This window comes from Hyphomicrobium sp. (genome assembly GCF_047600905.1).
In the GTDB taxonomy this organism is placed as follows: domain Bacteria; phylum Pseudomonadota; class Alphaproteobacteria; order Rhizobiales; family Hyphomicrobiaceae; genus Hyphomicrobium_B.
In genome coordinates this window covers 2,259,958-2,286,472 of sequence record NZ_JASGKD010000001.1, presented here as the reverse complement: position 1 = coordinate 2,286,472, position 26,515 = coordinate 2,259,958, and the positions used below count along the sequence as shown (strand labels likewise).

Sequence of the window (26,515 nt, the reverse complement as noted above, 5' to 3'; positions counted from 1 at the left end):
TTTCTCCCGTCCTAATCTAAAAAGCGCCGACCGCTCGGATCGTAGAGCGGTTCCTTTGCGCGCTTGGCGCTGATCCGTTCGCCGTAAACTTCGATCTCATAATCGTCGTAGATCGCGTCTGAACTCGCGATGTAGCTATAGACGACGGGCGCTCCGATCGTGTGCCCGTAATCGGCACTGGTCGTTACGCCGAGAACCTTGCCGTCGTGCAGAACCGCTTCGCCGCCGTTGACTGGAGCTTTCCGATCGAGCGAAAAAACGCAAAGTTTTCTGTCCGGACCATCCTTGGCAATTTTTGCCAGAGCCTCGCGGCCGATGAATGCCCCTTTGTTTTTCGCGATTACCCAGTCGAGGCCGGAATGATAGGGCGAGTAGTCGGGAGACAGATCGGTCGCCCAGATCGTGTAGCCCTTTTCGACCCTCAGACTATTCAGCGCGCGATAGCCGAAGTCGGATATGCCGAATTCCGCGCCTGCATCTTTGAGCACCTTGTAGACATGCACCGCGTATTCGCTTGGGATGTGGAGTTCGTATCCGAGTTCGCCCGTGAAGGACACGCGCAACGCCATGACCGGCGCCGCGCCAACGGTGAGATGCTTCATGTGCCCGTAGGGCAAATCGGCGGTGGTAACGCTTTCTTCTGCGACTTTCGCCAAGACGTCTCGCGACTTCGGCCCGCAAAGGTTGATAACCGCATATCCCGACGTCACATTGATCGTACGCACGGACCCATCGGAGGGAAGATGCCGATGGATCCAACCGAAGTCGTGGTCTCCATAGGCAGTCCCGGTAATGATGTAGAAGCGGTCCTCGTCGAGACGCGTCAGTGTGATGTCTGCTTCGATGCCGCCGCGCTCGTTGCAAAGCTGCGTGTAGACAACGCTGCCGACCGGCCGATCGACATCCGCGACGGCGAGGTTTTGCAAGCTCGCAAGCGCGGCGGGCCCAAACATTTCCATCTTCGCAAATGACGACAGGTCGATCATACCGACGCTCTCGCGAACATGCTGATGTTCATTGGCGACGTGTTCGAACCAATTCGGCCAATCGAAGGATGGTTTGTCGACAGGCTCGACACCCGGCGGCGCAAACCAGTTCGGCCGTTCCCAGCCGGCGCGTGAGCCGAAGACCGCACGCTCATCCTTGAGTGGGAAATAGAGTGGGGAGCAGCGGATGTTACGGACGGACTCGTGCTCTTCCACCGGCCATTTCATCGCGTAGTGCTTGGCATAAATCTCGATGGCGCGATCGTACATGAAGTACTTTGTGTTGTGATGGAAGTTGAAGCGCCGGACGTCGAGTGGCCACAGGTTGTTGGTCGGGCGTCCGTCCAAGATCCATTCCGCCATCGCCAACCCGGCGCCCCCGGCTGCCGCGATGCCGTAAATGAAGCCGCACGAAACGAAGACATTGTCCAATTCGCCAACGCGCCCCATGACGAAATCGCCGTCGGCAGAAATCGGGATGGCGCCATTGATCATCGACCGGACACCGACGGTTCCCACAACCGGCGTTCGTTTCGCCGCATTGATCGCGAGCTGCTCGAAGCGCTCGTAATTCTCTTGGATGAGCTGCTGATCCCATCCTTGAGGAATGCCGTCCCGAGCGAACGCGACGGTATTCGGCTCGTATCCGCCGACGACGATTCCCCGCACTTCCGGCTTCCAATAGAGCAGCAGATCAGGATCGCGGACAGTCGGCATGCCCTTCGGCAGATCGGGAATAGGGTCGGTGATGAGATACTGGTGTTCCACCGCGAACGCCGGCACGCGCGTACCCATCATCTTGCCAAGCTCATGTCCCCACATGCCGCTCGCATTGACGACGATGTCGGCACGGATGGAACCGTGCGATGTTTGAACCTCGACCACCCGGCGGCCTTCGGCTTTGAAGCCGGTGACCTGGCAATTCTGAATGAATTTGACGCCGCGCTTCCTCGCGCCTGCGGCGAGTGCCTGGCAAAGGCTCGCCGGATCGATGTAGCCGTCGGACGCAATATAAGTTGCACCCTCGACGCCATCGAGAGTCATGATCGGAAAGAGATCCTGCGCTTCCTTGGGGGAAAGCAGATGCATCTCGAGCCCGAACGACTTCGCAGTGGTCGCGGAGCGCCGGAATTCCTTCATCCGATCCTTGGACGACGCGATACGAAGGCTGCCGACCTTTTTCCAATCGATGGGTTGTCCGGTGTCTTCCTCAAGCACGTCGTAGAGTTCGATGCTCTTCTGCAGCATGCGCGTGACATTGCGCGACGGACGAAGCTGACCGACAACTCCGGCGGCATGCCAGGTGGCGCCATGGGTGAGCTGAAACTGCTCGAGAACCGCAATGTCTTTTTTGCCGGCCTTGGCCAGATGGTATGCGATGCTGCAGCCGATGGCGCCGCCACCGATGATCACGATCTCTGCCGAACTAGGCACCATGCTGAAGAATTCCCTGTAGGTTGATGTCAAGCTGCGGCCGGTTGGATCTGACCGAACGAGTCCGCGCTTTTTCTATGCTGCAATCGCGCGACCCCTGTCTGAAAGAGCCGATCGATCAGAATGCCGAGTAGCGCCAGGCACAGCCCAGCGACAAGTCCGCGTCCGGGGTTGGCTGCGGTAAGCGCTATATACACTTCCTGGCCGAGATCTCTCGTTCCAACCAACGCCGTGATGACGACCATGGCCAAGGAAAACAACAGAGCTTGATTGATTCCGAGAAGGATTGACGGCAGCGCAACGGGAAAACGGATGTGGAGGTCGAGCTGCGCACCGGAGCAGCCCATTGATCGCCCGGCCTCGATCAGATCCGGCGGAACCGAGCGCAAAGCCGTCATCGTGAACTTGATAACCGGCGTAATTGCGAACGCAACGATGGCAAGCAAAGCGGCAAAGTCGCCGACACGAAACAGCATCACCACCGGAATGAGGTAGACGAAGCTCGGCAGAGTTTGCAACACCTCGATGCCGACGGTGGTCGCGCGGTAAAGAGAATCGGACCGAGCCGCCAATATCGCGATCGGAACGCCGATAAGAACCGACACGACGGTCGCGGAGAGACACAGATAGATCGTTATCATGGCCTTTTCCCAAAGGCCGGTGACGAGGCAGAACGCGAAAACGAATGCACTGAGAAGCGCCATGCGCGCGCCGCCGATCCCAAATGCCAGGAGCGTCACCGATCCTGACACGAGCAGCCATGGCGCACTCGTCAATGCAATCTTTATGGGGTTCATAAGATGCGTCAGCACGAAGATGCGGAATGCTTCCATGGTGTCGAAGTAGTTGACGTTGATCCACTCCATCGCGGCATTCAACGCCCCGCCGGTCGAAAGCCGGAACGCACTCGGAAATTCACGAAGCCAATCGAACTGCGTTCCGAGCAAGGTCATACCCAAGAGAAGGACAGCTGGCACGGCAAACGCAGCAGCGAGCGTTTTCGACGTGGCGGCGGTTGGCTTTGCCGCGTTGGCTAACGCGATGCCCTGTCTGTCGAGCATGACCGCTAGGACGACGATAGCGGCGCCCGACTCGAAACCCTTGTCGATATCGAGTTGCCGAAGTGCGCGAAGAACATCGAAACCGAGCCCGCCCGCACCGATCATCGACGCCACGATCACCATGTTGAGTGTCATCATGACGGTTTGGTTGAGACCAACCAGCAATGTCGGAAGCGATGATGGAAGCAAGATGCGCCAAATGATCTGACGCTCGGTGCATCCGACCATCTTGCCGAGTTCACGGATCTCCATCGGCGTCTGGTTGAGTGCCAGCGCCGTCACGCGCGCCATCGGCGGCATCGCGAAGATCACGGTCGCGATCATCGCGGCGACGGGACCAAATCCGAATAAAAGAAGCGTTGGAATGAGGTAAGCAAACGCTGGAACCGTTTGCATGATGTCGAGACCGGGCCACAGCAGCCATTGATTGAGCTTTGGTCGCGAATAGCCCAACACGCCGATCAGAAGCCCACAGGCGACCGCGACTGGCACACACACCAGCACCGATGCCAAGGTCGTCATCGCGGCTTCCCACTGGCCGAAAAATACCAGGTATGCACAGCCGACGGCCTGCAGCAATCCCAACCGAATCCCGCCGACGCGATAGCCGATCCAAACAAACGTCGCGCAGATGCCGGCCCATGACAGCGGAGGTATGACGATGGAGCGCGAGCCGAGCGGGATTTCAAAACCTTTGGCCAGAAGCCCAACGGCGAGATCGAAAGGTGCTTCGAGAATACGCGCGATGCCCCGCGTGATGAACGAGATCTCCGAGACAAGAAATTTGAGCCAAACCGTGAGAAGCTGATCGAGAGGCCATTTCCACGACAATGGATATTTCGCCGTGACCGGCAGCAGCCAAGAAATGCATGCAAGCACGACGACGATTGCTGCTGCAATTCCGAACCGTTGTTCAAGAGAAAGGGCAGGCCTATCGGAAGTCATGCGCTGGGCCTCGAAAGACGAATGGCCGAAACCATGCGCAGAACAGCGCCCGCGTCGATCTCTCCCTTAAGTTCCCCGTTATCGTCGATCACCCCGACGGGCCGGCCAGCGGTCGCAACGGCATCCGCAGCATCGGCGACTTTGCTCCTGGCATCGACAGTCACCGGATAAGTTTCCGATTTCGCTGGCGCAGCGATGCGTCCGCACGTGATCACACGCGTCTGGTCAACTCCGGATACGAATGAACCCACGTAGTCATCCGCAGGTGCCGTGACGATTTCCTCCGGTGTTCCGGACTGCACGACTCGGCCATCCTTCATGATGACGATCCGATCGCCCAACCGCACGGCTTCGTTGAAATCGTGCGTCACGAAAATCATCGTCTTATGCAGTCGGGACTGCAGCCGGATCAATTCATCCTGCAGTTCTCGACGTATCAGAGGGTCAAGCGCGGAAAACGGCTCATCGAGCAGAAGGAATTCCGGATTTCCGGCGAGCGCCCTCGCCAGCCCCACGCGCTGCTGCTGTCCACCCGAAAGCTGATGCGGCAGGCGCCCGGACATGCCGGAAAGGCCAACCAGCGCCGTCAATTCCGAAACCACGCGCTGGGCGTCGCCGCTGCTGTCGCCGCGAATGCGCAGGGGCAAGCCGATGTTTTCGGCCACAGTGAGATGCGGCAGGAGCGCGAAATGCTGAAACACCATCGCCATCTTGTGACGGCGAATTTCCATCAGATCTTTTGCAGGAAGAGACATCACGTTGACGCCGTCGAGAAGAATCTCGCCGAAGCTTGGCTCGATCAAGCGTGTGAGGCAGCGCAGAAGAGTGGACTTGCCCGAACCCGACAATCCCATGACGACAAATATTTCGCCGCGCCTGACATTCAAGCTGACGTCACGCAGGGCGGCGAAAGTGCGAGGATCATTTGCCGCCGCGCGAAGCTGCTCCTCGTCGCGCAGACGATCGGCATGAGGTCCGTATAGCTTCCAAATGTTTAGACAACTCAGTTTGACCGAGCTCTCGGACGTATTTCGTGTGTCTTTTTTCATATCCGAGACCATCAGGAAATCCGTGACGGGATATTGAGGACGGCTGTCTCCAGCCGTCCGCGCCGCTGTTACTGGAACCAGGCTTTCCAGCGTGCTTCATTGTCGTCGAGCCACTTGCTCGTGACATCCTCGACGCTCTGCTTGTCGCGATCGACCTTGTAGACAAGCGCATTCATTTCATCGGTCGTTATCGAAAATTTCTGAATCGCGTCGTGTGCTTTCGGCCATTTGGTTTTGACGCCGGACCACGCCGCTTTCCAGATGGGGCCATGAGGTTTGCCGCAGTCGTACTTCTTCTCCGCGTAACACTCAGGTGTGTAAGGCGGGAATTCGACCCATTCGCCTTTGTAGACGGCAGGCGCCCAATGCGGTGCGTAAATCCAAAGAAGAATGGGAGCCTTTCTCTTGTAAGCGGATTCAAGCTCTGCAAAGAGCGCGGCATCCGTACCCGCGTGCACGACCTCGAAATCGAGGCCGAGTGCAGCGACGCGTTCGTCATCGAAGCCGCCCCAGGTGACCGGTCCGCCGAGATAGCGTCCCTTCGGTGCCGTATCAGGTGTCGAGAATGCCTTCACGCACTCCGGCTCTTTGAGCGCTTTCCAGTCGGGGAGACCGGGACATTTCTCCTTCATGTATTCAGGGAACCACCACTCTTCGCGCGCCTTCATGCCGGTCTCGCCGAGGTTCTCGACCGACCCCGTCTTCAAGGCGTCGTCGAAGACCTGCTTCTGCGTCGTCGACCAGACTTCCATGACGACGTCGAGATCGCCCGTCTCGAGGCCTTGGAATTCAGCCATCGCGTCGGCCTGGACATAGTCGATCTTGTAGCCCTGTCTTTTGAGCGCCTCCCCCATCAGCCGCGTGCTGATGAGTTCGCCGGTCCAATCGTTCAGGACGAACTTTATCGGATCGGTTGAATCCTCGGCGCGCGCGCTTCCTGCAAGTGCCGACGCGAATATCGCGGCGCTAGCGGTGACCGCAATTGGCCAGTTGAATCTTCCCATTTTAGTCCCCTTCTCACAGGTGCTCGCGGTTACTAATGGCTGCAAGTCCTCACGATGCGCTAGGAGCGCACCCTTTCTCCCGGCGCGTCGTAAAGAGGTTCAAGATGGAGAGTGGCCGGAACCCGCCGGGTTCTGACCTCGAGTTCATAATTGTTCGCGGCGCTCAGCGTGGCGTCGTCCAAGCCGGCCTCTGATCGGAGATAACCAAGACCGATGCTTCGCCCGACGGTGTGGCCAACGCCGCCCGATGTCAGCCAGCCGATGCGTTCGCCGTCCCGATAGATCGTCTCGCGGCCGAGAAGCACGACGCTTGGGTCGGTGCTGAAGGTCACGAGACGACGCGTCAGCGGTCGCTCCTTCGCCTTGATCAGCGCATCGCGGCCGATGAAATCGGCATTCTTCTTCAGGCGGACGGCAAAGCCGAGCCCCGCCTCATAAGGTGTGTAGTCTGGTCCGATGTCGACCGACCAGACGCGATAGCCCTTTTCCAGGCGAAGCGAATCGATGGCGCGATATCCGGCGTTGCGAATTCCAATCGGCGCGCCCGCATCTTTGATCGCATCGTAAAGCGTCAACGCGTATTCGGTGGGCACATGCAGTTCCCAGCCGAGTTCGCCGACGAAAGTCACGCGCGACGCGATGACCGGTACGCCCGCAATGAAGATCTCCCGACTTGTTGCGAACGGAAATGCGCCGTTGCTGAGATCGGCCTCTGCGAGCGGCTGCAGAATCTGCCGCGAAGCGGGCCCCATGACGGATATGCAAGCGTAAGCAGAGGTGACGTCGCTGAGATGAACACGTGCGCCCGGGGAAAAACTACGGCGCAGGTGCGTTCCGTCATGTGTGGCAAAGCCGGTTCCGGTCACCATGTAGAAGCGTTGATCGCCCAGACGCGTAATGGTGACGTCGGCTTCAATACCGCCTTTGCGATTGAGCATTTGTGTGTAGACGATACTGCCGACAGGTTTGGCGACATCGTTCGCGCAGATCCGCTGCAATTCGGCTTCCGCATCGGGGCCTTCGATGATGAATTTAACGAACGAGCTCTGATCGAAAATCGCCGCGCCTGATCGTGTCGCCCTGTGCTCGCTCGCAACATGCGGCAGCCAGTTCTGGTGGTCGAAGCTGTAAATGTCGCGCGCCTCGACGCCCGTTGGAGCAAACCAATTCGGGCGCTCCCAGCCATATTTGGCGCCGAAGCAGCAACCATCACCCTTCAAGCGATCATAGAGCGGGCTTCTCCGCAGCGGTCGCGCCGCTTCGGATTCGAGATATGGCCACCCCATCGCATAGTGATGGCCCTGTCCCTCGAGCGAGCGCGCCAGAACCGTGCGGCGCGAGCGATGATGATTACCGAAGCGGCGAATATCGACCGCCCAAAGATCGAAAGCCGGTTCGCCCTCGACGATCCATTCCGCAAGCGCCCGCCCGGCGCCTCCGCCCGCAGCGATGCCGAATGCGTTGAAGCCAGCGCTGACGAAATAGTTCTTAACCTCCGGCGCTTCGCCGAGGATGAACATGCCGTCTTCGGTGAAGGATTCGATGCCGTTGAACCAAGTCTTCACGCCAACGGATTTTAGCGCCGGCACGAGTTCCATCGCCCGTTCGAGCAGCGGCTCGAAATGATCGACGTTCGGCTCCATCAGTTTGAATTCATGTCCATCCGGAATCTTCGGCACATCGAACGGAATGGGATTGAATTCGTATCCGCCGACTTGCAGGCCGCCGACGTCTTCCTTGAAATAGGTCTGATAATCGGTATCGCGGATGGCGGGGATATGCCGCGCGAGGCCTTCGATTTTCTCCGTGACGAAATACTGGTGATGCGACGGCTGCAACGGAACGTTGACACCGGCCATTCTTCCAAGTTCCGGCGCCCATATGCCTCCGCAGTTGACGACGACATCGCATGCAATCCGGCCTTGGTTGGTCTGCACGGCCTTCACCGCGCCGTTCTCGGTTTCGGTGCCGGTGACCACCACGTCTTCGAAGATCTTCACGCCGCCTTGTCGCGCGCCCTTGGCGAGCGCCATCGTGATGTCGCTCGGATTGGCGACGCCATCGCTCGGCACGAATGCTGCGCAGTCGAGACCCTTGGGATCGATGAGCGGCACACGTTCTTTCGCCTCAGCTGGCGTCAGCATATAGAACTCGAGACCGAACGACCGGGCCGTCGTGCAGGCGCGCTCGAATTCAGCACGGCGGTCTTTGGTGCGCGCCAGTCGAAGCGATCCGTTTCGCACCCAGCCTGTCGCCTGGCCGGTTTCCGCCTCGAGTGTCTCGTAGAGATCGACGGAATATCCCAGAAGTCGCGTGATATTTGCGCTTGAGCGCAATTGCCCCACGGCGCCCGCGGCATGCCACGTCGAGCCCGATGTCAATTTGTGGCGCTCGAGCAGAACGACATCCCTCTGGCCGAGCTTCGCCAAGTGATACGCGACAGAGCAGCCCACGATGCCGCCACCAATGATCACGATGTGAGCCTGGGCTGGAATTGCTTTCGTCATACTTTTCCTTATTGGCCGCAGAAGCAGCGCGATGTTGATGAATCCCCGTCCCGACGGTAGGCCGAGGCGCCTTAGCCGTAGAGCGTTTTGAATTCAGCGAGATTTCGGTGGAAACGTTTGCGGTTGAGTTCGGTGTAGCCGGCATAACCGCGCTCTTCGTCGGGATAGATCGATGCCATTCCCGCTTCGACGCGTTCGCTATCGAGCTTGGAGGTGAGTTCTTGAACGGCGCCCCACAGCATCTCTCTCATGTTCACGATGAGTTTGAAGATTCGGAACTGCTTCCAAATCACCGAATTCGCCGAGCCGGCGTAAAGCTCGAGCACTTTGGCATCTATTCCCGCGTCGATATCGGCGTTCGCGGTGATGCCTGCGAGATCGAAAAACGGATGACCGTAAGCGCCGTAGTCCCAATCGATGAGGTAGACGCGGCCGTTGACGTCAAGCATCGCGTTCTGAGGAACGACATCATTATGGGTGAAGACTGGGAGGAAAGGGCTGACCAGATGCTCAAGTGATGAGGCGCACTCGCTGAGCAAGTCGAGTTCGGCGTTCGAAAGTGAGCTGCGGTCGCGACAAAAGCGGACGTATTTGCGTACGACCTGAAAGGGCCAGAAGTAAGTGAGCGGTCCGATATCGACTTTGCTTTGGTGAAGCTCGCGCAGGCGCGACACGAGACCGGCCAGCACCATTTCGTTTTCGAGATCGCTCGGCAGCAGATGGCGACCGTCGATGAAATCGCTGATCGAGATTCCCGAGTTGGCGTATCGCAGAGCGGGAGAGACCTCGATGCCGGCAGCCGCTCGCATCGCGTTCTCGACCGATGCTTGGCTGATGCCGTGGACCGGAATGTCTTCTCCGACCCGAACGACGAATTTGCGCGATTGATTTTCGGCGACGAAATTCTTGTTGCAAAGGCCGCCGATCAAAGACGTCAGCGTGAGGGGTCCTTGCCAAAATGGCAGCGTGCGGATTTTCGAGCGGATAGGGTCTTCCATCAGCGCCGCATCGTTCATCTTTGACCACACTCCCACACCGCAGCCAATCAACACGCGCAGTACATAGCACCACAAATTTGATAACTACAACAGTTTTTGTTGGACTTGCCACAAAAATTTGCACAATTGGCAAAACGTGCGAACACATTCAACAAGGTCGCTCGGAGCGAGCGGCGTTTTTGAGAGATGGACGGAATGACAAAGCTGAGGCCGGAAGATCGCCGTGAGCGCGTATTGAAGGCGCTCAATTCAGGCACGTCGCTGCGCATTAAGGAACTGGCGCGCAGCTTGAACGTATCGACGGAGACGATCCGCCGAGACCTCGATCTGCTGCACGAGAAGGACCTCGTGCAGAGGCACTACGGTGGCGCTGTCGCCAAACCTGTGGGCTCTGAGCCATCGTGGGCCGAGCGCATCGCCGCGCAACCCAAGAGCAAAGCGGCGATCGCGCGCGAAGCCATCAAGCTTTTTTCCGACAAGGACGTGTTGGTTCTGGGTGTCGGTGCCACCGCCTATACGTTCGCCAAGCAGTTGGCTGCCGAAAACCTTCGCTTGACGATTTTCACCAACAATATCGCGGCGAGCACCTGCTTTCCGCCGGATTCGCGCACCCGCGTCGTCATCGCACCCGGAGAGTACGACCCGGCCGAAGGATGCACATGGGGACCGGAAACGACGGCTTTTTTCGATAAATTTCGCTTCGATACTTCGCTGTTGAGCGTCAGTGGTTTGAGCCCGCTCGGGGGGACGGAGGTCGTCTCGGGTATTGCCTGGGCCGAGCGCTCAATCGTTGCTCAGTCTGCGCGAAATGTTTTGATGGTCGATCATACGAAGTTCGGAAACACGAGCCTGGAGCTCGTGTGCTCGCTCGATGCCGTTGATATATTGATCACCGATATCTCCCCTGAAGGGGAGCTCTTGGATGCATTGAAGGAAGCGGACGTCGAGATCATCGTGGCGGCGGACGAATAATCCCGCCGCCGATTGCGCAAAGCTGAATTTTGCTACCGCGCAAGAACAGCGTCAAACGCGTCGACGAAAATATCCGCTTCCTGTCTCGTGAGGCTCAACGGCGGCCGCAGCTTGAGCGTACTTGCGAACCGCCCGGCCGCGCCGATAAGCACGCCCTTCTCTTTGAGGCGATTGATGACGTCGGATGTTGCGGCCGAGCTAGGCTTTGCGTCCTGTACGATATCGACACCGAGGAACAACCCGACGCCGCGAACGGTCCCGATCTGCTCACGAGAACGAGCAAGATCGCTCAGTTTCTCTTTCAAATATCGACCAGTGACGAGGGCATTCTCCTGCAGTCCTTCATCAGCAATGACATCGAGAACCGCCATCCCCGCCGCGGCGGCGACGGGATTGCCGCCAAAGGTATTGAAATAACCGACGTCGTCACAGAAGCGATCGAGAAGATCGGGGCGCGTCGCCATGGCGGCCATGGGAAAGCCGTTTCCTATCGGTTTTCCCATCGTCACGATGTCGGGCGTTATGCCGTGCCGTGCGAAACCCCAGAAGGCCTCTCCGCTTCGCGCGAAGCCGGGTTGAACTTCATCGGCTATGAAGATGCCTCCGGCTTTCCGCGTTTCCGAAACAGCCGATTTCAGAAAGCCGGCAGGATCCGAAAAAATACCGTCGCTCGAAAAGATCGAGTTCGCAGATAAATCCCGCAAACTTATGCCCACGAAACTCGAGCATGCGGATCGCATCGCGCAAGCTCTTCGCAAACGTTTCCTCCGCCGAGCCGCTTTTGGTCGGCGCCGGGATGGCGACGACATAGCTTGGTAGCCGGGCGGCCTTTTGCGCGGCGGGGGAGATGTCCGTCACGTACCTGGTATTTCCGTGATACGCATTTTCCGTAACGACAAAGCCTGAGCCCCCGCTCGCCTTTGCGGCAATCCGCAAAGCGAGGTCATTTGCTTCGCTTCCGCTGCAGGTCAAAACCACATTGGCAAGCACCGAGGGCAGCTTGCCTTTGAGCTTGTCGAGATAATCGTCGACGACCGCGCTCAAGTAGCGTGTGTTGATGTTGAGCTTGGCCATCTGCGATGCGACGGCGGTAACGACTCGTGGGTGGCAATGCCCGACAGATGGAACGTTGTTATAGAAGTCGAGATAGCGATCGCCGTTTGCTGCGAAAACCCAGGAACCGCTGGCCGAAACCATCTCGATCGGTTCGCGATAAAACAGCACCGAAGCGGAGCCGAAATTCGCCAATCTGCGTCCGAGGGCGGAATTTCGCTCGACTCTGCTCGACGCACAGTCAAACGCGTTGAGGCCGAGGATCTGGACGCTTTCAGTCATATGCGCCTCGCGAATTGCTCCGCCGCCGGAGCAAGCCAAATCGCTGGCGCCCAGATGGGAGTCAGCTCCGCTGGCCCGGTTATTCCCCGGCCAAAGTATCGTCTCCATATAGGAATATATGAGTTACTTGCAACATAAATTGACAGTAGTACAACAAAAACCACTTGGGCGCAGAGGCGCGAGCGTCTCGTCGGTACGCGCAGCTTGGCAGTGGTTTTGAAAAGTCGGGTGTCTCAGATGGCAGTTACGGACCGGCGTTCTTCCAGAACCTTGGCGAGTTCAAGGATGCTCTCGATCACGACATCCGCATGGGGCTCGAGATCGTCCCGAAGCGCCGGCCCGGTCAAAACTCCGATACGAAGGCCGAACCCCGCGCGCTTGCCCATCTCCAGATCGTGCATGGAATCGCCGATGATGGCGCACGACGACGGATCAATCCCCAACGCTTGTGCGAATGCCAGCCCCATGCCGGGCTCAGGCTTTGCGCCATGGCCGCTGTCGCATCCGACGCGAAACTCGAAGACATCGCGCAAGCCGCTAAATTTTCCGATCGAGGCTTCAAGTCCCTCGACCGTGTCGTTGGTCGCCATGCCGAGGCGATATCCGGATGAGCCGAGGGCCATCATATGTTCGAGCGCGCCCTCGATCAGGATCGCATGCTCCGCGCCGCCTTCGCGAAAATTGTCCGAGATGATTTCGATGAGGTTGGTTGGAGCGCGGTCCTTGAGAGTTTCGGCAAATGCTGCAGCGATCATTTCGACACCGCCGCCCGCAAGCACCGTTCCCGGCGTGACGACATTGGTGTCGGGATCTTGTCCAGCCGCTCTCAATATTTCCGCACACAGCGCAAGATCACCCCCGGCGGCATCGAGCGCCATCTTTCGATTGATCGGAATCCAGGTCTTATAAAAGTCGAGGATTGTGCCGTCCTTATCAAAGAGCAGACCCGTGATCTGGTTCATCGGTCGTACGCGCGTCCCTGTACAAGCGCTTCGGTTGGCCCGCATATAATCCGGCTTCGAAGCAATAACCAGATACAGACTTGACGCGGGTTGAAGTTGAATCGAAGAGACTGCGCTTTGTAATGCAAAGGGGTCTTGAAGAATGTCGCCACGCAACGCGAATGCAGACGTGTGCCTGTGTGATTGGGACGGCACATTGCGAAAAGGCTTTATGTTTCAGACTTGGATTCCTTTTCTCGCCAAAGCATTGAGTTTGCCGGATCAGCGTGTGTCGGCGTTCCACACCCTGTTCGATGATTTCAAGCACCATAGGATCAGCTACGAAAATTTAGTCGATGGCGTCGCGATTGCTTATGCCGAGCTCGTGGCTGGCGCGAGTTGCGCTGACGTTCGATCAGTCGCGCGACGGTTTGCCGAAAGGGACCAGGCCGTATTTCCGTTTGTAAAATCGCTCGTTGCGCGCCTCGCCGCGCACGGCATTGACACGATCATAGTCAGTGGAAGTCCATCGGATGTGCTTGAAGCATTCGCGGAAAGTCTTGGCGTACGGAAGGTGTTCGCGCTGCGGATCATATGCGACGACGATGGAACATATGCGGCCCGAGTGCAAAAGAACTATGGGAACTATGCAGAGAAGTTGTCTTGCGTCATGCAATTGAAGGAGCGCCACGCGATCAAGGCGGCATTCGGAGACTCGACCGCAGATATTCCGCTGCTAGCGGTTGCGGATGCGCGCTTCATAGTTCGCAACGCTTCGGTCGAGGACCCGGCTCTTACGGAATTGCGAGGGCCGCCGATCCGCTCCCTGGATCCAGACAACATAGATCTGGATTTCATCATCGGAGAAATTTCGAACTCTCGAAATTTTGCGGACCAAATATAGTTTGCGGAAGACGAGGCGAGAAAACCGGTGAAGAATGTGCGCGCGCAAGCGTGGCCGTGCGATCGTGCAACGTGATCAGATCAGTTTCATTTCAAGAGCAATCCGCACCATCTCGGTGGACGTCCTCGCGCCGAGCTTCTTCCTGAGAATGGCGCAGTCGGACGCAACGGTCTTGTAAGACACCGAAATATCGTTGGCGATTTCAGCCATGCTGCGTCCGCGCGCCAGCATGCGCAACACCAGTTGCTCACGCTCACTCAGAAGTTCGCGCGAAGTGCTGTTCTGCGCTCTCAGAATAGCCATCTCCTGCACAAGATCGTCGGAAATCCATGTCTCGCCGCGCCCTACGGCAAAGACCGCCTCGCGCAGATCTGTTGAGCCGCCCGTCTTGCTGACATAGCCTCGGGCACCAGCCTCGATGGCCTGTATGGCGAGCATCGGGGCGTCGTTCATCGAGAATACGACGATACGCGCCGCCGGATCGCGGGCAATAAATTCGCGCGTCAGCTCCAGACCCGATCCGTCGGGCAAATTGATATCTATGATTGCCACATCCGGCGTCTCTTGCGCCACGGCAACGCGAGCGTCGGCGGCGGTCTGGGCCTCGACAATCGTCATTCCATCGATTTGAGAAAAAAGCGCACGGCAACCCGAAATGACAATGGGATGATCCTCAACAATGAGAAGCTTCACGGCCGGTCGCGCTTATCTCGAGTTCTTTACCATTGCCGTTCTAGCGGGCAAGAACCGATTATCAATGCAGATTTTGCCGGGATTTTTTCCCGCCGGACATTCGGTCGCTCATTGCTATGGCGACCTCCGCCGAGGCTGATGGATCTCGGCTGCAGTACGCGGAGCAATCTTCGTGATCACCCGGCAGCAGCGCGCTCGACAATCTCGATTTCGTCTCCGACGTTGAGAACGCGATCGTTCGGGTCGCCGGCTAGTCGCGTATTCAGGGCCACACGGTAGAAGTGATTGAACCGGTCGCGCGCCGACCACGGAGGAAGGGTGCGTTCACGCATCTCCGCGAAGCGCCGCGCAAACAAAGGGTCGTTCGTTCCGGTCAGTGCATCGCGCGGCGGCACTGAACATCTCTGGCACGGATTGATACCGTCGAATTGCACGCCGCCGATGCGAAAGCGAACTGTCGTTCCCGCCGGACCAAAGAGTTTGTCTTCCCAGAAGGGCGGTACACCGTCGATTTCGAGATTCGTGCGAAATCTTCGGCGAACACTTTCAATCGGCAGCTGAAACCAGCGGCCGATCTCTGCCAGCGTAGCGGAACTGATGAGCGTCGGCCCGGGAGAGTTGAGATCGTCCGGGAAGCCGACCTCTATGTTGTCCCGCACCGAAACGGAAAATCCGAAATATCTCGACAGCCAACTCTCGAGCGACGCGCGCTGATCCTCGATATGGAACGTCGCACGCTCGGAACCGGTCTCGCCGCCGTTCCGGATCGTGAGCTGGCGGGAGGCAGGTTTAAATTCGGACCTCAGCCGGTGGATCGTCGCGAACCGCTTGCCGTTGACGAAGCGACCCTCCCCGTCGAACAGAGCCCAGGTCCGATCATTTTCGATGGCGCCGCTCGGCAGCAGGCGAGCGCTTCGGACTTCCAACGGATCGAGCGATTTGAAAGGAAAGATTTCGATCCGCGCCAATACCGGCCTTGGGTCGATTGTCGACCTTGTGGGCGCTTCGCGGGCAGTCGGATCATGCATCGGCAGCCATCCCAAGCGGATGTGTCCAGGCGGAAGACTTCGCGATGGGTAGTACGCGGGTATAGGTGATAAAATTGCTCAAACCAATGCGGCATAGCTTCAATCGAGACCTGGATCGAAGCCGGAAAAACAAAAACCGGCCGCCGCGTCGCCGGAAGGGACGATGCGACGGCCGGTTTTCTAGCGTTCCACGTCAGTGCGTTTTGTATTCCGTTTGACCTTTCGACATCGCAAACTCTTCCTCAGGCGAGAGGATGAGCTTGTGCCGTCCGATGATCGCGAAGTACAAGATGCCAACAGCAAACCAGGCGATCACACCGTAGATGCCTTGCTGGTAAGTGCTGTCGCCAAGTTGATACCAAAGCGTGACGGCCGCGATGACGATTGTCGTGAGCGCGCCGGGAATGCCGAGCGGGCTGCGATAGGGACGCTCGATGTGCGGCATCCTAATTCTGAGAAGAATGAAGGAAACCGCTTGCAGAATGTAGGAGCACATGGCGCCGAACACCGCCATGTTGAGTAGTGTGGTGCCGATCTGATCCTTGTTGATGAAATACACAATCGTCATCAACAACAGGCCCAGAATGGCGCCGGAGATCATCGCAACGTAAGGCGTTTTGAGCTTGTGACCGGTAATGGACAGCGCCGTCGGAAAATAGCCGGCGCGGCTCAACGAGTACACTTGCCGTCCCATCGCGTAGAGGATGGTGTGGAAGCTGGCGATCAGGCCCGTCAAGGCGATGATGCCGAGCAGGACGACTGCGCCGCTACCGTAAATCGCGCGGAAGCCGTCAAGCAGCGGCTCGCCCGATGTCGACAGCTTGAAAGCGCCAACTCCGATGACCGATGGGTTGAGCAGCACGATCATGAATGCCGAGACGATCAGCGTGCACATGCCAAGGATGATGCCCTTCGGCATGTCTCGCTTCGGATCGACCGACTCTTCAGCCGCAAGCGGCAACTGCTCAATGGCCAAAAACAGCCAAACCGCAAAGGGCAGTGTCTTCAAGACGCCTTCCCAGCCGAAGGGGAACATCGGCCCGTTGCCGTCCGGAAGCTCCGTGCCGTCTGGAGCAATATTGAGCGCCCACCTGTTGAAGTCCATGTTCGGGATTGCGCTGATCCAGAACACCACCAGGATGGCCAGCGAAAGCAAGGTGACGATCAGCGTCACTCGAAACGACAGCGCGACGCCGAAGATATTGAGAGCCAGAAAGACGATGAAGGTGGCTATCCATAACAAAGGCTCCGGTTGCGCACCTATACCTGCGGTCTCGAGGATGCCGTTTAAGTACGAGCCGATGAAGTAACAGACGACCGTCGGCGTAACGACATATTCGACGTTCTCGCAGAGTCCGGTGATAAAGCCGCCCCAGGGGCCCATCGACGAACGGGCGAACGAATAGGCGGCACCCGTATGCGGCAGCGCTGGGCTCATCTCTGCAATCGAAAACACGAGGCCGAGATACATGACAGCGATAATGCCGCCCGCAACCAGCATGCCGCCCCAGCCGCCCGTGCCGAAACCGAAGTTCCAGCCCGAAAAATGTCCTGAGATAACGGCGCCGACGCCTAGCGCCCAAAGTGACCAAATGCCTGCGTAACGTTGTAGTCCGCGTGCCTTGAAATAATCGTCACCTACCCGTTCGTAGCTAACGCCTGACGTACTGTGATCGTCCATGCCAATCTCCCTTCGTGGAACCAGCCAGACCGCAACATCGGCGTGAGCAAAGTGGGAGCAAACCCCGCCCCAATGGTCGTGGTCCGCAACATGTTGAAGATTGCAGAGACTGCGGAAGTTCTGGGCTCATGCCGGTCGAGGTCTATGCGCATGCTCTTCCCCCTGCATGCCATCTCGCGCGTCAGTTCAGTCTTCGAAACTGAACAGCCGCAGATGAACAGCTTTGCATCAGACAAATCACAACGATAGAAGGGAAGAGATACTAGGGTAGATTTACTCTAGCGATGCGTAAAATCCGCAGAATTTGAACGCGCGAAACGCACCAATACCTTCTACTCGTGCGAACCTTCGATCCAGGTCGCGAGCCTGACGAGTTCGGCGAGATTGCGGGTGCGCATCCGTTCCATCACCCAGGCGCGGTAGTTTTCAACCGTGCGTGTACTCAGTCCAAGCTGAACCGCAATCTCCTTATTGGAGAGGCCCTTGACCAGATGGTCCATCACCTGTCGTTGGCGCGGAGAAAGCTCCGAAAGCCGAGACTGAAATTCGGCCCGCAAGTCGGCGTCGAGTTTCTTGCGCGCACCGATATCGACGGCGTTCTGAATGCTCGCAACCATCCGCTCATCCGAGAACGGCTTTTCGATGAAGTCCACGGCTCCGCTTTTGACGGCCGAAACCGCCATCGCGATATCACCCTGGCCGGTGATCAGAATGACAGGCAGACTAGGAAATCGACGGGAAATCTCCTGATGCAATTCGATGCCCGTCATATTTGGAAGCCGAACGTCGGAGACGACGCAGCTGACCTCGCCTTCAACTGCCGCCGACATGAAAGCCTCGGCCGATTGAAACGAACAGACATCAAGGCCGGCACCGGCCAGAAGCTGCCCCAGCGAATCCAGAACGGCGAAATCATCGTCGATGATAGCGATCTTCATGGTGCGATATTTAATACCGGGGTCCTAACGGCCGGCAAGGTGAAAGAGACGCGTGCGCCAGGTTCCGCACTAGCCAGCGTCATTCGACCACCGTGAGAACTCGATGATCGATTGACTGAGCGAAAGTCCTAGCCCCATGCCGCCGCTCTTCGTCGTCGTAAACGGTGAAATAGGACGCTCGAGAAGAATGGGATCGAATCCCGGACCGTTGTCTGTAATCGAAATGGCGATGAACATATCTCCTTCGCTGCCGGCTTCGATCCGAATGCGCCCGTCGATGCCTCCCGCGCCGGAGATGGCTTCCGCCGCGTTCTTTACGATATTCGTGATAACCTGCTCGATCTGAAGCCGGTCGACGTTGACGTTCGGCAGGTCGCGGGAAACGATCGTTTCCAGTCGGATGCCGTGCTCTTCGAGTTCCGCGCGGCAAACGGACTCCGGCCGGCGAATGAGTTCGCTGACCGAGACGACTTCGAACCTCGACGTGCCTGCACCGATGAAGTCGCGGAGCCAACGTATCACCGCCGCCGCGCGATCGACTTGCTCGATGACTTGTTCGGAAGCCCTCGCCGCAGCCGCATGGTCGGCGGGGTCTCGTTTCAGCGCCTGCCGTCCGACGCGCGCGTAGTTTCCGATCGCCGTCAGCGGCTGATTGATTTCATGAGCGATCGCCGCAGCCAGCGCGCCAAGCGATCCGACACGCGATGCCCGACCGAGCGCTTCACGATGGAGCCAGAGTTCGCGCTGGGTATTTCGTTGCTCGCTGACGAGCATTCCAACCGTCAATCCCGTGAGCGCCAGGATAAGCATGAGAATCTGAAGCGAGGTTATGCTGAGATCGCTGTGGCCGGAAACCTGAATTGCGGCGATCAGCAAAACCTGGGTCACGACGAGCGCCCCGGTCACAGCCTCGAGGCCGAACCGGATGGCGATCCAAATGATAGGAAGAAACAGCAGGTAAAACAGTTCCGGACGATTGGATCCGGCCGATCCGAAGATCAGCATGAATGCCCCGAGCATCAACGCGAACGGCAACATAAGTTCGGCGGATTGTGGAAAGATGCGCCGCCCCGACAGCATAAAAAGCAGGAAAGGCGTCATGACCGTGATGCCGATCATGTCGCCGACCCACCATTCCAATATTCCTCTTGGAATCTGGTCGACGTGAATGATCGATAATAGCGCCAGCAGAAGCACGCAGCTGACGGCCGCGACCAGCGCTGCCACCGCGGCGGTTCCCAACAGCCAGATCAGATCGCGTTTGGATTGCAGACCATGAGCAACATTGACGTCCGCACGCGTCAGGATCCAGGTCGCAGCGGTATATGTAAATCCCAATGTAGCGACGACCGCGATTTCAGCATCGATAGGGAGGGGAAATTGCCGCAACAGGCCGTCGGCGAGCAGCGGCGCGATGAATAGCCACGGGATGAATGCGCGCCCGAACGCCAGGACCAGAGCGATGCTGACGCCGGTCGTAGGATTCCAGGGCGTTATTCCGAATGCACCAAGCGGATCGACAAAGCTCAGCCAGTCGAGAGCGACATAGACGGCAAGATAAATGAAGCCGAGCGCCAAGTATCTTAGCGTCGGCATTTCACCTGTACTGTTCCGCGCCAGCGCTTGAAGCATCCCAACGTCCCGGATGAGCCGCATCGATGACAGGCCCAGTAATCTTACTCTAGTTCGATTACTCCCGATACGCCACTCGCGCACTTGCCCAGAATTGCAAGCAGCCGCGGTAAGGTGACGTTGTGATACCGGGGCACCTGCCGTCAAAAGATCGAGCCATGGCGGTTTGTGCGCCACGCCGGGATCGCGAGGTTGACTGCGGGTTGCCGCGGGTCGGCTCGCGGTCCCGGTTACTGCTCTGGATGTTCTGACGCGTCGCAGGACGTTCGGCATCCGAGACAGGGCGTCCACGAGGTAGCGAGGAAGCAGCAATAAGGCGCTCGTCCGCCGTCAATGATGCGGGAAGGAAGCATGCCATTTGCGACGCCAGCGCGGCATCGACCCATCGAATATTTTATCCTGCATGACGCGAAGCCCGTGGGTCGTTCTGTCGGGCGCTATGCCAACCGTGAGATCCCGGAATCGGTCGTCGATGATTTCGGCCGAAAATATGTATTTGCTGGTGTCGCCCCACGCCGATGGAACGGAGAATTTGACGTCGACGCACTTCGCTCCGGCGAGTTCATTCTGAAACCCGGCCTTGTTTACCGCATGGAACACGTCCCGCCCAGTTGGTTCGGCTCTTTGTTTCGATCTACCTGACCCCGACCCTGCCGCTTCTCACTTCGCGAGAAGTGGAAAAAGGTGCCGCGCCGGGGTGTCTTGGGAGCGCAGCGAGCGCCATTATTTCGATCTCTCTGCCGCTTTTTTGGTTTATTGCCCTGGAGGGACAGTCCTGTCCTATTGGACGGCATCCCGTGCTCGCGTAAATCTTCGGCACGAGCAATAAATAGCGGGAACGGTGCAGGGGGGCATTTCACATGACCGGACAACAGGCGTCGAAGGCTGGAGCCGCGCAAGATTTCGAAGCTCGATTGAGCGAGCTGGACGCCCGCGACGTCCACATCGGCATCTTCGACCCGGACGGCATGTTTCGCCATAAGCTGGTGTCGGCCGACAAGGCAAAAAAGCTCGCGACCAAGGGGTACGCGTTCTGCGACGTTCTCTATTTCTGGGATATCGCGGAAAAGACCTATGCCGATAGCGCCTACATCGACAGGCCCGCGACGCTTTTTGCCGATACCGTCCGGCGCTATCCGTTTGCCGATCAGGCTGCGCTCTGTATTGCCGATTTCGATGGCGAGTTCGGTCTGCTTTCTCCTCGAAACCAATGCCTGCGAATGCTGTCGGAAATCGACAAGCTCGGGTGGCGCGCAAATTCCGCGTTCGAGTTCGAATTCTTCGTCTTCGATGAGACGCCGGAAAGCCTGCGCGCCAAGCGTTTCGAAGGATTGAAGCACTTCGCGCAAGGAAATCGCACCTACTCGCTCGGAACCGCAGCCCTCCATGGAGACCTGCTGGCGGGTTTGAAGTCCACGATGACGACGCTCGATATCGGCTTGGATGCGATTCACACGGAGCTTGGGCCGGGATGCTTCGAGGTGCCCCTGTTGTACGCGGGTGGAATCAAGGCCGCCGACGATGCGGCGCTCTTCAAGAATTTCGCTAAGGCGTTCTTTCTTCGCAACGGCCTCACCGCTGCCTTCATGTCGAAGCTTTCACCCGACCTTCCCGGGCAGTCCGGCCACTTGCACGTTTCGTTGCTGTCCAAAGACGGACGGCCCCTGTTCTACGATCCGCAGGGCCCCAATGGTCTGAGCCAGCTTGCGCTGCATTTCATCGGAGGCCTAGTAACATTGATGCCGGAGTGGCTGGCGCTCTGCAGTCATACAGTCAATGCTTACAAGCGTATGGTGCCCGGTGCATGGGCGCCGACTGCCGCCAACTGGGGCGTCCAGAACCGCACCGCAGCCCTGCGCATCATCAACGATACCCCGGAAGCAACGCGCATCGAATTTCGTGTGCCTTCCGCCGATACCAATCCCTATCTCGCGCTCGCTATGTGCCTTGGCGCCGGATTGTGGGGCATTCAGAACAAGATCAATCCACCTGCGGGCAGCTCCGAAAATCTCTACGCTGCTGTTCCGAAGCCCGAGAGCGAGTTTCCGAGCGATCTCGGCAGTGCCGCCCAACGCTTCTCTGATTCCTCGGCGGCGCGCGCAACTTTTGGCGATGTCTTCGTCGATGCCTTCGTCGCCGCCCGAAAATTCGAAGACGCCGAATATCGCCGCCAAGTCAGCCCTTGGGAGATCCGCCGCTATATTGAAGTCGTCTGAAGCAAACCGCGAGCGTAGCCCGATCGAGCGACGCATTGGGAGGCGCTGTGCTCTCGACCCTGTCCAAGCGACGCGAGCAACCTTATCGACCGTTGGTCTCGGAAGGACAATTGGCGCTCAGATATTTACCGTCGATCGTCACGCCCATATGTGCGAGTCCGTTTTCCGGAGGATCGAAGGTAATTTTCGACATGGCGCGATACCAGGTCGTGAAATCGCCCGTCAGAACCGTGCTCGTCTTCTGCCGGGCGCCATCGCTGTGGCAAACCACGTCGACGTAACGCTCATCGCCCAAGACCTTAACGTCTGACGTTTGACAATTCTTGTCGCCGGTCCCTGTGATGACTGGATCGGCCGCTGTGATGCAGGTATCGAACGTCTTCATACCCGTAGCGTCGGAGACGGTCGTCAGCTGCCATAGCCCTGGCTTTCGCGTGGGCAGCACTTCCGAGCCCAGACAGGGTCCCGCGGTCGAAAGTCCGTACGAGGCGATTGAAAGGTAAAGTCCGTAACGAATACGCATCAGGATCGCTTCTTCGCTATATGAGCGCCGAGACGCTCCACTGAGGAAAGCTGATTGCAGCCGAGCATTTTTTGCAGTGCGCGGACGAGATCGCCCACCGTCTCAGCGGTCAGATATAATCCACCCGTCTTCTCGGAGAGGCATTTCGCGCCGGAAACAGGCGCAGAGCCGTCGAGCGACTGCAGTTTGTAGCCGATGACGTGGACAATCGTGTTCGGTCTTCGCGCCGCAAGCTCGCGCGCGAGATTGCATGGGGAGCCGCCGCAAGTTTCCTCACCGTCGGTCAACAGAACGATAGCTCCCGGCTTGTCGGCAGCTCCGAGCGCGTCGGCGGCATCGCGCACGGCGTTCGTCAAAGGTGTCCTTCCTGCTGGGACCAGGCGATCGACTTCGGCTTCGATCTTCGATCCCGCATCCGCCATTGGACCGAAGCGAACACTGACGTTCTCGCATTCATCCGCGTTTTGACCGGGCCCATAGATGACAAGCCCCAGGTTCCGTGTCGACGACACTTGCGGCAAAAACTTCGCTAGAGCACTGCGAACACGCGAGATGCGCGTCGAGACGCCGTCGGGAAAATCGCTGGCTGACATGGAGCCCGACGCATCGAAAACGATCATCGCATCGGACGTGCATGGGGCTTTATCTGCTGTGGGCGAAGCTTGTTGGCCCACGAACATGGCGACCGCTGCGGCAGCTCCAAACATGATCTTCAGCATTCGGCATACCGCCCGGGTGGCAGCCTCTACAGGCCGGACATCAATTGCCCGAAACGGTCGGCGGTGCGATCGTAAGGTCGTGCACGATGGTGAATGTCCCATCGAACAGCCGTTTGTTCGGATCGGTAACCGGGGTCACGATGTTTCGCGCCGGCAGCCCCGATTGCTTGTCGATATAGATGCTCTGCTGGTTCGGTGCGCTGACAGCCGAGATCCGCGGGCCTTTGTCTTTCGACTCGGCGGAGAGCGGCATCGGCAGGACGCCTTGATATAGAGCGTACGTCTTGCCTTCGAAGCTGGCATCACCGACGCACTTGTAGTCGGTGGCAACCTTCGGCGCTTCCGCCACCGTCTCTTTGATTTGCTCGGCGACTTTGTTGGCAAATTCTTTTGGAAGCTCAGCCCAGCCGCCGCCTTGGTTCGACCAGGCTTTTTCGCCGATCACGATCATCTCCATCGGAGTGTCCTGACCGTTTAGCTGCACGGTTTGATGCATCCGATCAGGCAGAACATAGTCCGCCCTCATCTTCAGCATACCTTCGGCATTCGAGATTGTTGTCACGAGGCGAAATGACTTGGCCTCTCTGAGCTTGGCGAATGCCGCGTCAACCTGGTCTTTGCATGCCGTCTCGGCGTAAGCAGGACCCGTGATAAGTAGAACCAACCCAATTAGAAATGATCGCATGTGAATGATACCCGAGCCGTTTCCTGAACTTGTTTTTGAAGCAAACGGATGGCCCATGACCTGCTGCCAAGTCACGGCAATTCCAGCTACCAAACTTTCCCAAGACGCATTTGCTGAACGGGCCGCTCGTTTGCTCTCTGGCCGGACATTTCCGGCAGATGATCGATGGCGATGCGCATCAGTTCCGGGAGCGACTTCACGCCAAGCTTCGTCTTGATTTGCGAGCAGGTGTTCGCGATCGTTTTGTAGCTGACATGCAACTCCTCGGCGATCGCTGCATATTGCTTACCCTGCGCGATCAGTTCGAGCGTTTGCAATTCGCGCAACGTCATGCCGTTGAGCGGATTGGTCCGGCCCTTCGTTTCCATGACGGCAATCGCCGACGCGATAGCGTGGCTGAGAAACGCTTTCCCCTGTCGAACGGCCTGAAGCGCCTTAACGATGTCGACCGATGACGTGTCTTTCAGGATGTAGCCGTTCGCGCCGAGCCGCAAAGACTGGCTCGCGATCATTGGGTCTTCGTGCATCGTCAACACCAGGATCGGCGTGTGCTTGTCGTGGATGCGAAGGCGCCGGATGAACGAAAGACCGCCGAGCACCCCTTTCTTGATGGCAAGGTCGATAATGATCAAATCCGGCTTGTCGTTGCGGTAGGCGCGAAAGCCTTCGATCAAATTCGACGCCAGGACGATGTCTTCGATGCCGGCGTCCTCTAGAACGCGCCGGCATCCCTGAAGCACGATGGGATGATCATCGATAACGAGAATTCTTGTCATGCGGTGGCTCGGGTAAAAGCGCTAAATGCGCTACTGTGAAACTCGGAAGGTGTTAGGGGGATTCTGATCGAGATTGTGGTTCCGTGCGGCTCGTGCCCGGAAATGACGAGGCTGCCGCCTGCGGCAAGCACGCGTTCCTTCATGGCGGAAAGTCCGAATCCGACTTGCGTTTCCGGCTTTAGGCCAATGCCGTCATCGCTGATGCTCAATGCAATAGCCGATGGAAGGCTCTCGCGGTTTCCGCTGCCGGCGCTGCTTTCTTCGCGAAGCTCGATGACGATATGGGAAGCTCGGCCATGACGAATGGCGTTCGTCAGTGCTTCCTGAGTCGATCGATAGACGGTCAGATCGATACGCTCGCCATATGCCTTGATGAACGGGGCAACCGAAAAGCCGATGCGCACGTCCGAATGCCGGCGCTCGAAATCATAGATCAGGTCTTGGATCAGCGCTGAAAGCGGAACCTTCCCGACCGAGACAGGGTGCAGTCGTTTCAACAGCGCGCGATTCATAGCTTTCAATCGCGTCGCGATTGAGAGGATCTCCTCCGTACGCTTGCGGATTGGATCGGCACTTTCCGATTGCTGTGAGTTCACAAGACTTCCGATCGACTCGGCATTTGCGGTAATTCCGAAAAGGCACGGCCCCGCTTCATCGTGAAGCTCGCGCGCTATTTCACGCCGCTCATCCTCTTGCACTGATTGGATCTGTCGATAGAGCTCGCCGTTTTCCGCGCGCGCATGATCGAGAGACACCGCGAGTGAATTAAACTTTGTCGCGATATCCGCAACTTCACTGACTTTGGGGATTTCGAGCCGCTGCGATCTCTCGCCCGCCTCCAGCGCGACCAGTCCCTTTGCCAGTGCTGTAAGCGGATTGAGAATGCGGCCCAAGACGAAATAGAAGGCTGCCATGATGAGAACGATTGCGAGAAGAGCGACAGTCGCGAAGGCCGAGAGCTGCTCCCATTTTTCGGCGATTTCGTCGTCGGGATCGCCCTTCAGAATGAGTGATCGTCCGTTCGGCTCGATATTGATGACGCGCGTATGGTCGTTGCCGCCTTGAGGCATCATCAACGCCTCGAACCAATCCGGCGTCCGGTCATCGCCGTCATCGACATCCGTCTGCCCCGTCGGTGAGCGCAGCATCCGCATCGGCTTGCCGGGCTCTTCGACATACACACGCGCATGGCGCAAATGCTCGATTTCGTGAGCAACGACGATGTCGAGATCGGACAGCCTATTCTCGGCCGTGATCCTTCGAACTAGCTCACGCAGATAGCCTTCGGTCGTATCCATCGACGCTTCGATTTCAACGTTGACCGATTGCCGGCCGTTGAGGACTGCGATGATGCCCATCAGCACGGCGGCGAGCAAAAGCATCGCGGATATTGCCAGCAGCACCTGTTGCCGGATCGATCGGCCGAACCACGCCGTCTCTCTGAGGCGGCCGTGAAGCCCTGGGGGGGGATATTTACTCAGCATTTCG

General features: G+C 58.0%; 22 protein-coding genes. 3 read left to right on the top strand and 19 right to left on the bottom strand.

The annotated features are described in order from the left end of the window. Window positions 1-11: 11 nt before the first annotated feature. From QM780_RS11010 to QM780_RS10985, 6 genes are all read right to left on the bottom strand, one after another. Complete coding sequence (locus tag QM780_RS11010; RefSeq protein WP_415070522.1) at window positions 12-2,423, bottom strand: GcvT family protein; 2,412 nt, start codon at window positions 2,421-2,423, stop codon at window positions 12-14. 26 nt (window positions 2,424-2,449) lie between these two features. Continuing rightward, entirely contained in the window at window positions 2,450-4,426 is a 1,977-nt protein-coding gene (locus QM780_RS11005; protein WP_415070521.1) for an ABC transporter permease, read from the bottom strand. After that, window positions 4,423-5,487: a betaine/proline/choline family ABC transporter ATP-binding protein gene (locus QM780_RS11000; RefSeq protein ID WP_415070520.1), complete on the bottom strand. Its 1,065-nt coding sequence runs from the start codon at window positions 5,485-5,487 to the stop codon at window positions 4,423-4,425. The genes QM780_RS11005 and QM780_RS11000 overlap by 4 nt, the downstream gene beginning before the upstream one ends. Window positions 5,488-5,543: 56 nt before the next feature. Beyond that, a complete protein-coding gene (locus QM780_RS10995) occupies window positions 5,544-6,479 on the bottom strand; it encodes an ABC transporter substrate-binding protein (protein WP_415070519.1) in 936 nt (311 codons plus the stop codon). A gap of 59 nt (window positions 6,480-6,538) precedes the next feature. Further along, complete coding sequence (locus QM780_RS10990) at window positions 6,539-8,986, bottom strand: GcvT family protein (protein WP_415070518.1); 2,448 nt, start codon at window positions 8,984-8,986, stop codon at window positions 6,539-6,541. Between the two features lie 71 nt (window positions 8,987-9,057). Then, on the bottom strand, window positions 9,058-10,002 hold the full coding sequence (locus tag QM780_RS10985) for a phosphotransferase (protein ID WP_415070517.1): 945 nt from the start codon (window positions 10,000-10,002) through the stop codon (window positions 9,058-9,060). A 177-nt stretch (window positions 10,003-10,179) separates the two neighbouring features. Here QM780_RS10985 and QM780_RS10980 point away from each other — a divergent pair, with 177 nt between their 5' ends. Beyond that, a complete protein-coding gene (locus QM780_RS10980; protein WP_415070516.1) occupies window positions 10,180-10,956 on the top strand; it encodes a DeoR/GlpR family DNA-binding transcription regulator in 777 nt (258 codons plus the stop codon). A 32-nt stretch (window positions 10,957-10,988) separates the two neighbouring features. On the opposite strand, the gene QM780_RS10975 is transcribed toward QM780_RS10980, so the two are convergent. The 3 genes from QM780_RS10975 to QM780_RS10965 all read right to left on the bottom strand — a co-directional run bounded on the left by QM780_RS10975 (window position 10,989) and on the right by QM780_RS10965 (window position 13,253). Beyond that, window positions 10,989-11,594: an aminotransferase class III-fold pyridoxal phosphate-dependent enzyme gene (locus QM780_RS10975; RefSeq protein WP_415072015.1), complete on the bottom strand. Its 606-nt coding sequence runs from the start codon at window positions 11,592-11,594 to the stop codon at window positions 10,989-10,991. Further along, complete coding sequence (locus tag QM780_RS10970; RefSeq protein ID WP_415070515.1) at window positions 11,539-12,291, bottom strand: aminotransferase class III-fold pyridoxal phosphate-dependent enzyme; 753 nt, start codon at window positions 12,289-12,291, stop codon at window positions 11,539-11,541. Before QM780_RS10970 ends, QM780_RS10975 begins: the two co-directional genes overlap by 56 nt. A 233-nt stretch (window positions 12,292-12,524) precedes the next feature. Further along, window positions 12,525-13,253: an HAD family hydrolase gene (locus QM780_RS10965; RefSeq protein WP_415070514.1), complete on the bottom strand. Its 729-nt coding sequence runs from the start codon at window positions 13,251-13,253 to the stop codon at window positions 12,525-12,527. Between the two features lie 142 nt (window positions 13,254-13,395). On the opposite strand from QM780_RS10965, the gene QM780_RS10960 reads away from it, so the two are divergent. Next, entirely contained in the window at window positions 13,396-14,136 is a 741-nt protein-coding gene (locus tag QM780_RS10960) for an HAD family hydrolase (RefSeq protein ID WP_415070513.1), read from the top strand. Between the two features lie 75 nt (window positions 14,137-14,211). Here the strand turns inward: QM780_RS10960 and QM780_RS10955 are convergent, their stop codons facing one another. The 5 genes from QM780_RS10955 to QM780_RS10935 all read right to left on the bottom strand — a co-directional run bounded on the left by QM780_RS10955 (window position 14,212) and on the right by QM780_RS10935 (window position 20,108). After that, window positions 14,212-14,829 carry a response regulator gene (locus QM780_RS10955; RefSeq protein WP_415070512.1) on the bottom strand — a complete coding sequence of 206 codons (618 nt, stop codon included), beginning with the start codon at window positions 14,827-14,829 and terminating at the stop codon, window positions 14,212-14,214. A 176-nt stretch (window positions 14,830-15,005) separates the two neighbouring features. Continuing rightward, window positions 15,006-15,857: an MOSC domain-containing protein gene (locus tag QM780_RS10950; RefSeq protein WP_415070511.1), complete on the bottom strand. Its 852-nt coding sequence runs from the start codon at window positions 15,855-15,857 to the stop codon at window positions 15,006-15,008. 193 nt (window positions 15,858-16,050) lie between these two features. Beyond that, window positions 16,051-17,538 (bottom strand): amino acid permease, encoded by a 1,488-nt coding sequence (locus tag QM780_RS10945; protein WP_415070510.1) that lies wholly within the window; start codon window positions 17,536-17,538, stop codon window positions 16,051-16,053. Window positions 17,539-17,870: 332 nt separating this feature from the next. Then, complete coding sequence (locus QM780_RS10940; protein ID WP_415070509.1) at window positions 17,871-18,476, bottom strand: response regulator transcription factor; 606 nt, start codon at window positions 18,474-18,476, stop codon at window positions 17,871-17,873. 69 nt (window positions 18,477-18,545) lie between these two features. Beyond that, window positions 18,546-20,108 (bottom strand): MASE1 domain-containing protein, encoded by a 1,563-nt coding sequence (locus QM780_RS10935; RefSeq protein WP_415070508.1) that lies wholly within the window; start codon window positions 20,106-20,108, stop codon window positions 18,546-18,548. 860 nt (window positions 20,109-20,968) lie between these two features. Between QM780_RS10935 and QM780_RS10930 the strand changes: the two genes are divergently transcribed. Continuing rightward, a complete protein-coding gene (locus tag QM780_RS10930; RefSeq protein ID WP_415070507.1) occupies window positions 20,969-22,324 on the top strand; it encodes a glutamine synthetase family protein in 1,356 nt (451 codons plus the stop codon). A gap of 82 nt (window positions 22,325-22,406) precedes the next feature. Here the strand turns inward: QM780_RS10930 and QM780_RS10925 are convergent, their stop codons facing one another. The 5 genes from QM780_RS10925 to QM780_RS10905 are packed head-to-tail and all read right to left on the bottom strand — an operon-like array spanning window position 22,407 to window position 26,511. Next, entirely contained in the window at window positions 22,407-22,847 is a 441-nt protein-coding gene (locus tag QM780_RS10925) for a DUF3617 domain-containing protein (RefSeq protein ID WP_415070506.1), read from the bottom strand. Continuing rightward, window positions 22,847-23,566 (bottom strand): vWA domain-containing protein, encoded by a 720-nt coding sequence (locus tag QM780_RS10920; RefSeq protein WP_415070505.1) that lies wholly within the window; start codon window positions 23,564-23,566, stop codon window positions 22,847-22,849. The genes QM780_RS10925 and QM780_RS10920 overlap by 1 nt, the downstream gene beginning before the upstream one ends. A 40-nt stretch (window positions 23,567-23,606) precedes the next feature. After that, window positions 23,607-24,326, bottom strand: coding sequence for a hypothetical protein (locus QM780_RS10915; RefSeq protein WP_415070504.1), 720 nt, complete (start codon window positions 24,324-24,326; stop codon window positions 23,607-23,609). 11 nt (window positions 24,327-24,337) lie between these two features. Next, the gene (locus tag QM780_RS10910) at window positions 24,338-25,027 is read right to left on the bottom strand and encodes a response regulator transcription factor (protein WP_415070503.1); all 690 of its coding nucleotides are present in this window, start codon (window positions 25,025-25,027) and stop codon (window positions 24,338-24,340) included. Beyond that, the gene (locus QM780_RS10905; protein ID WP_415070502.1) at window positions 25,024-26,511 is read right to left on the bottom strand and encodes an ATP-binding protein; all 1,488 of its coding nucleotides are present in this window, start codon (window positions 26,509-26,511) and stop codon (window positions 25,024-25,026) included. Before QM780_RS10905 ends, QM780_RS10910 begins: the two co-directional genes overlap by 4 nt. Window positions 26,512-26,515 lie beyond the last annotated feature (4 nt).

Bases quoted from the DNA above. Each gene is read 5' to 3' on its own strand.
- QM780_RS10905 (WP_415070502.1), bottom strand. From the start codon at position 26,511: ATGCTGAGTAAATATCCCCCCCCAGGGCTTCACGGCCGCCTCAGAGAG.
- QM780_RS10920 (WP_415070505.1), bottom strand. From the start codon at position 23,566: ATGCTGAAGATCATGTTTGGAGCTGCCGCAGCGGTCGCCATGTTCGTG.
- QM780_RS10930 (WP_415070507.1), top strand. From the start codon at position 20,969: ATGACCGGACAACAGGCGTCGAAGGCTGGAGCCGCGCAAGATTTCGAA.
- QM780_RS10950 (WP_415070511.1), bottom strand. From the start codon at position 15,857: ATGCATGATCCGACTGCCCGCGAAGCGCCCACAAGGTCGACAATCGAC.
- QM780_RS10965 (WP_415070514.1), bottom strand. From the start codon at position 13,253: ATGAACCAGATCACGGGTCTGCTCTTTGATAAGGACGGCACAATCCTC.
- QM780_RS11000 (WP_415070520.1), bottom strand. From the start codon at position 5,487: ATGGTCTCGGATATGAAAAAAGACACACGAAATACGTCCGAGAGCTCG.
- QM780_RS10910 (WP_415070503.1), bottom strand. From the start codon at position 25,027: ATGACAAGAATTCTCGTTATCGATGATCATCCCATCGTGCTTCAGGGA.
- QM780_RS11005 (WP_415070521.1), bottom strand. From the start codon at position 4,426: ATGACTTCCGATAGGCCTGCCCTTTCTCTTGAACAACGGTTCGGAATT.
- QM780_RS10925 (WP_415070506.1), bottom strand. From the start codon at position 22,847: ATGCGTATTCGTTACGGACTTTACCTTTCAATCGCCTCGTACGGACTT.
- QM780_RS11010 (WP_415070522.1), bottom strand. From the start codon at position 2,423: ATGGTGCCTAGTTCGGCAGAGATCGTGATCATCGGTGGCGGCGCCATC.
- QM780_RS10980 (WP_415070516.1), top strand. From the start codon at position 10,180: ATGACAAAGCTGAGGCCGGAAGATCGCCGTGAGCGCGTATTGAAGGCG.
- QM780_RS10970 (WP_415070515.1), bottom strand. From the start codon at position 12,291: ATGACTGAAAGCGTCCAGATCCTCGGCCTCAACGCGTTTGACTGTGCG.
- QM780_RS10935 (WP_415070508.1), bottom strand. From the start codon at position 20,108: ATGCTTCAAGCGCTGGCGCGGAACAGTACAGGTGAAATGCCGACGCTA.
- QM780_RS10945 (WP_415070510.1), bottom strand. From the start codon at position 17,538: ATGGACGATCACAGTACGTCAGGCGTTAGCTACGAACGGGTAGGTGAC.
- QM780_RS10960 (WP_415070513.1), top strand. From the start codon at position 13,396: ATGTCGCCACGCAACGCGAATGCAGACGTGTGCCTGTGTGATTGGGAC.
- QM780_RS10990 (WP_415070518.1), bottom strand. From the start codon at position 8,986: ATGACGAAAGCAATTCCAGCCCAGGCTCACATCGTGATCATTGGTGGC.
- QM780_RS10985 (WP_415070517.1), bottom strand. From the start codon at position 10,002: ATGAACGATGCGGCGCTGATGGAAGACCCTATCCGCTCGAAAATCCGC.
- QM780_RS10940 (WP_415070509.1), bottom strand. From the start codon at position 18,476: ATGAAGATCGCTATCATCGACGATGATTTCGCCGTTCTGGATTCGCTG.
- QM780_RS10995 (WP_415070519.1), bottom strand. From the start codon at position 6,479: ATGGGAAGATTCAACTGGCCAATTGCGGTCACCGCTAGCGCCGCGATA.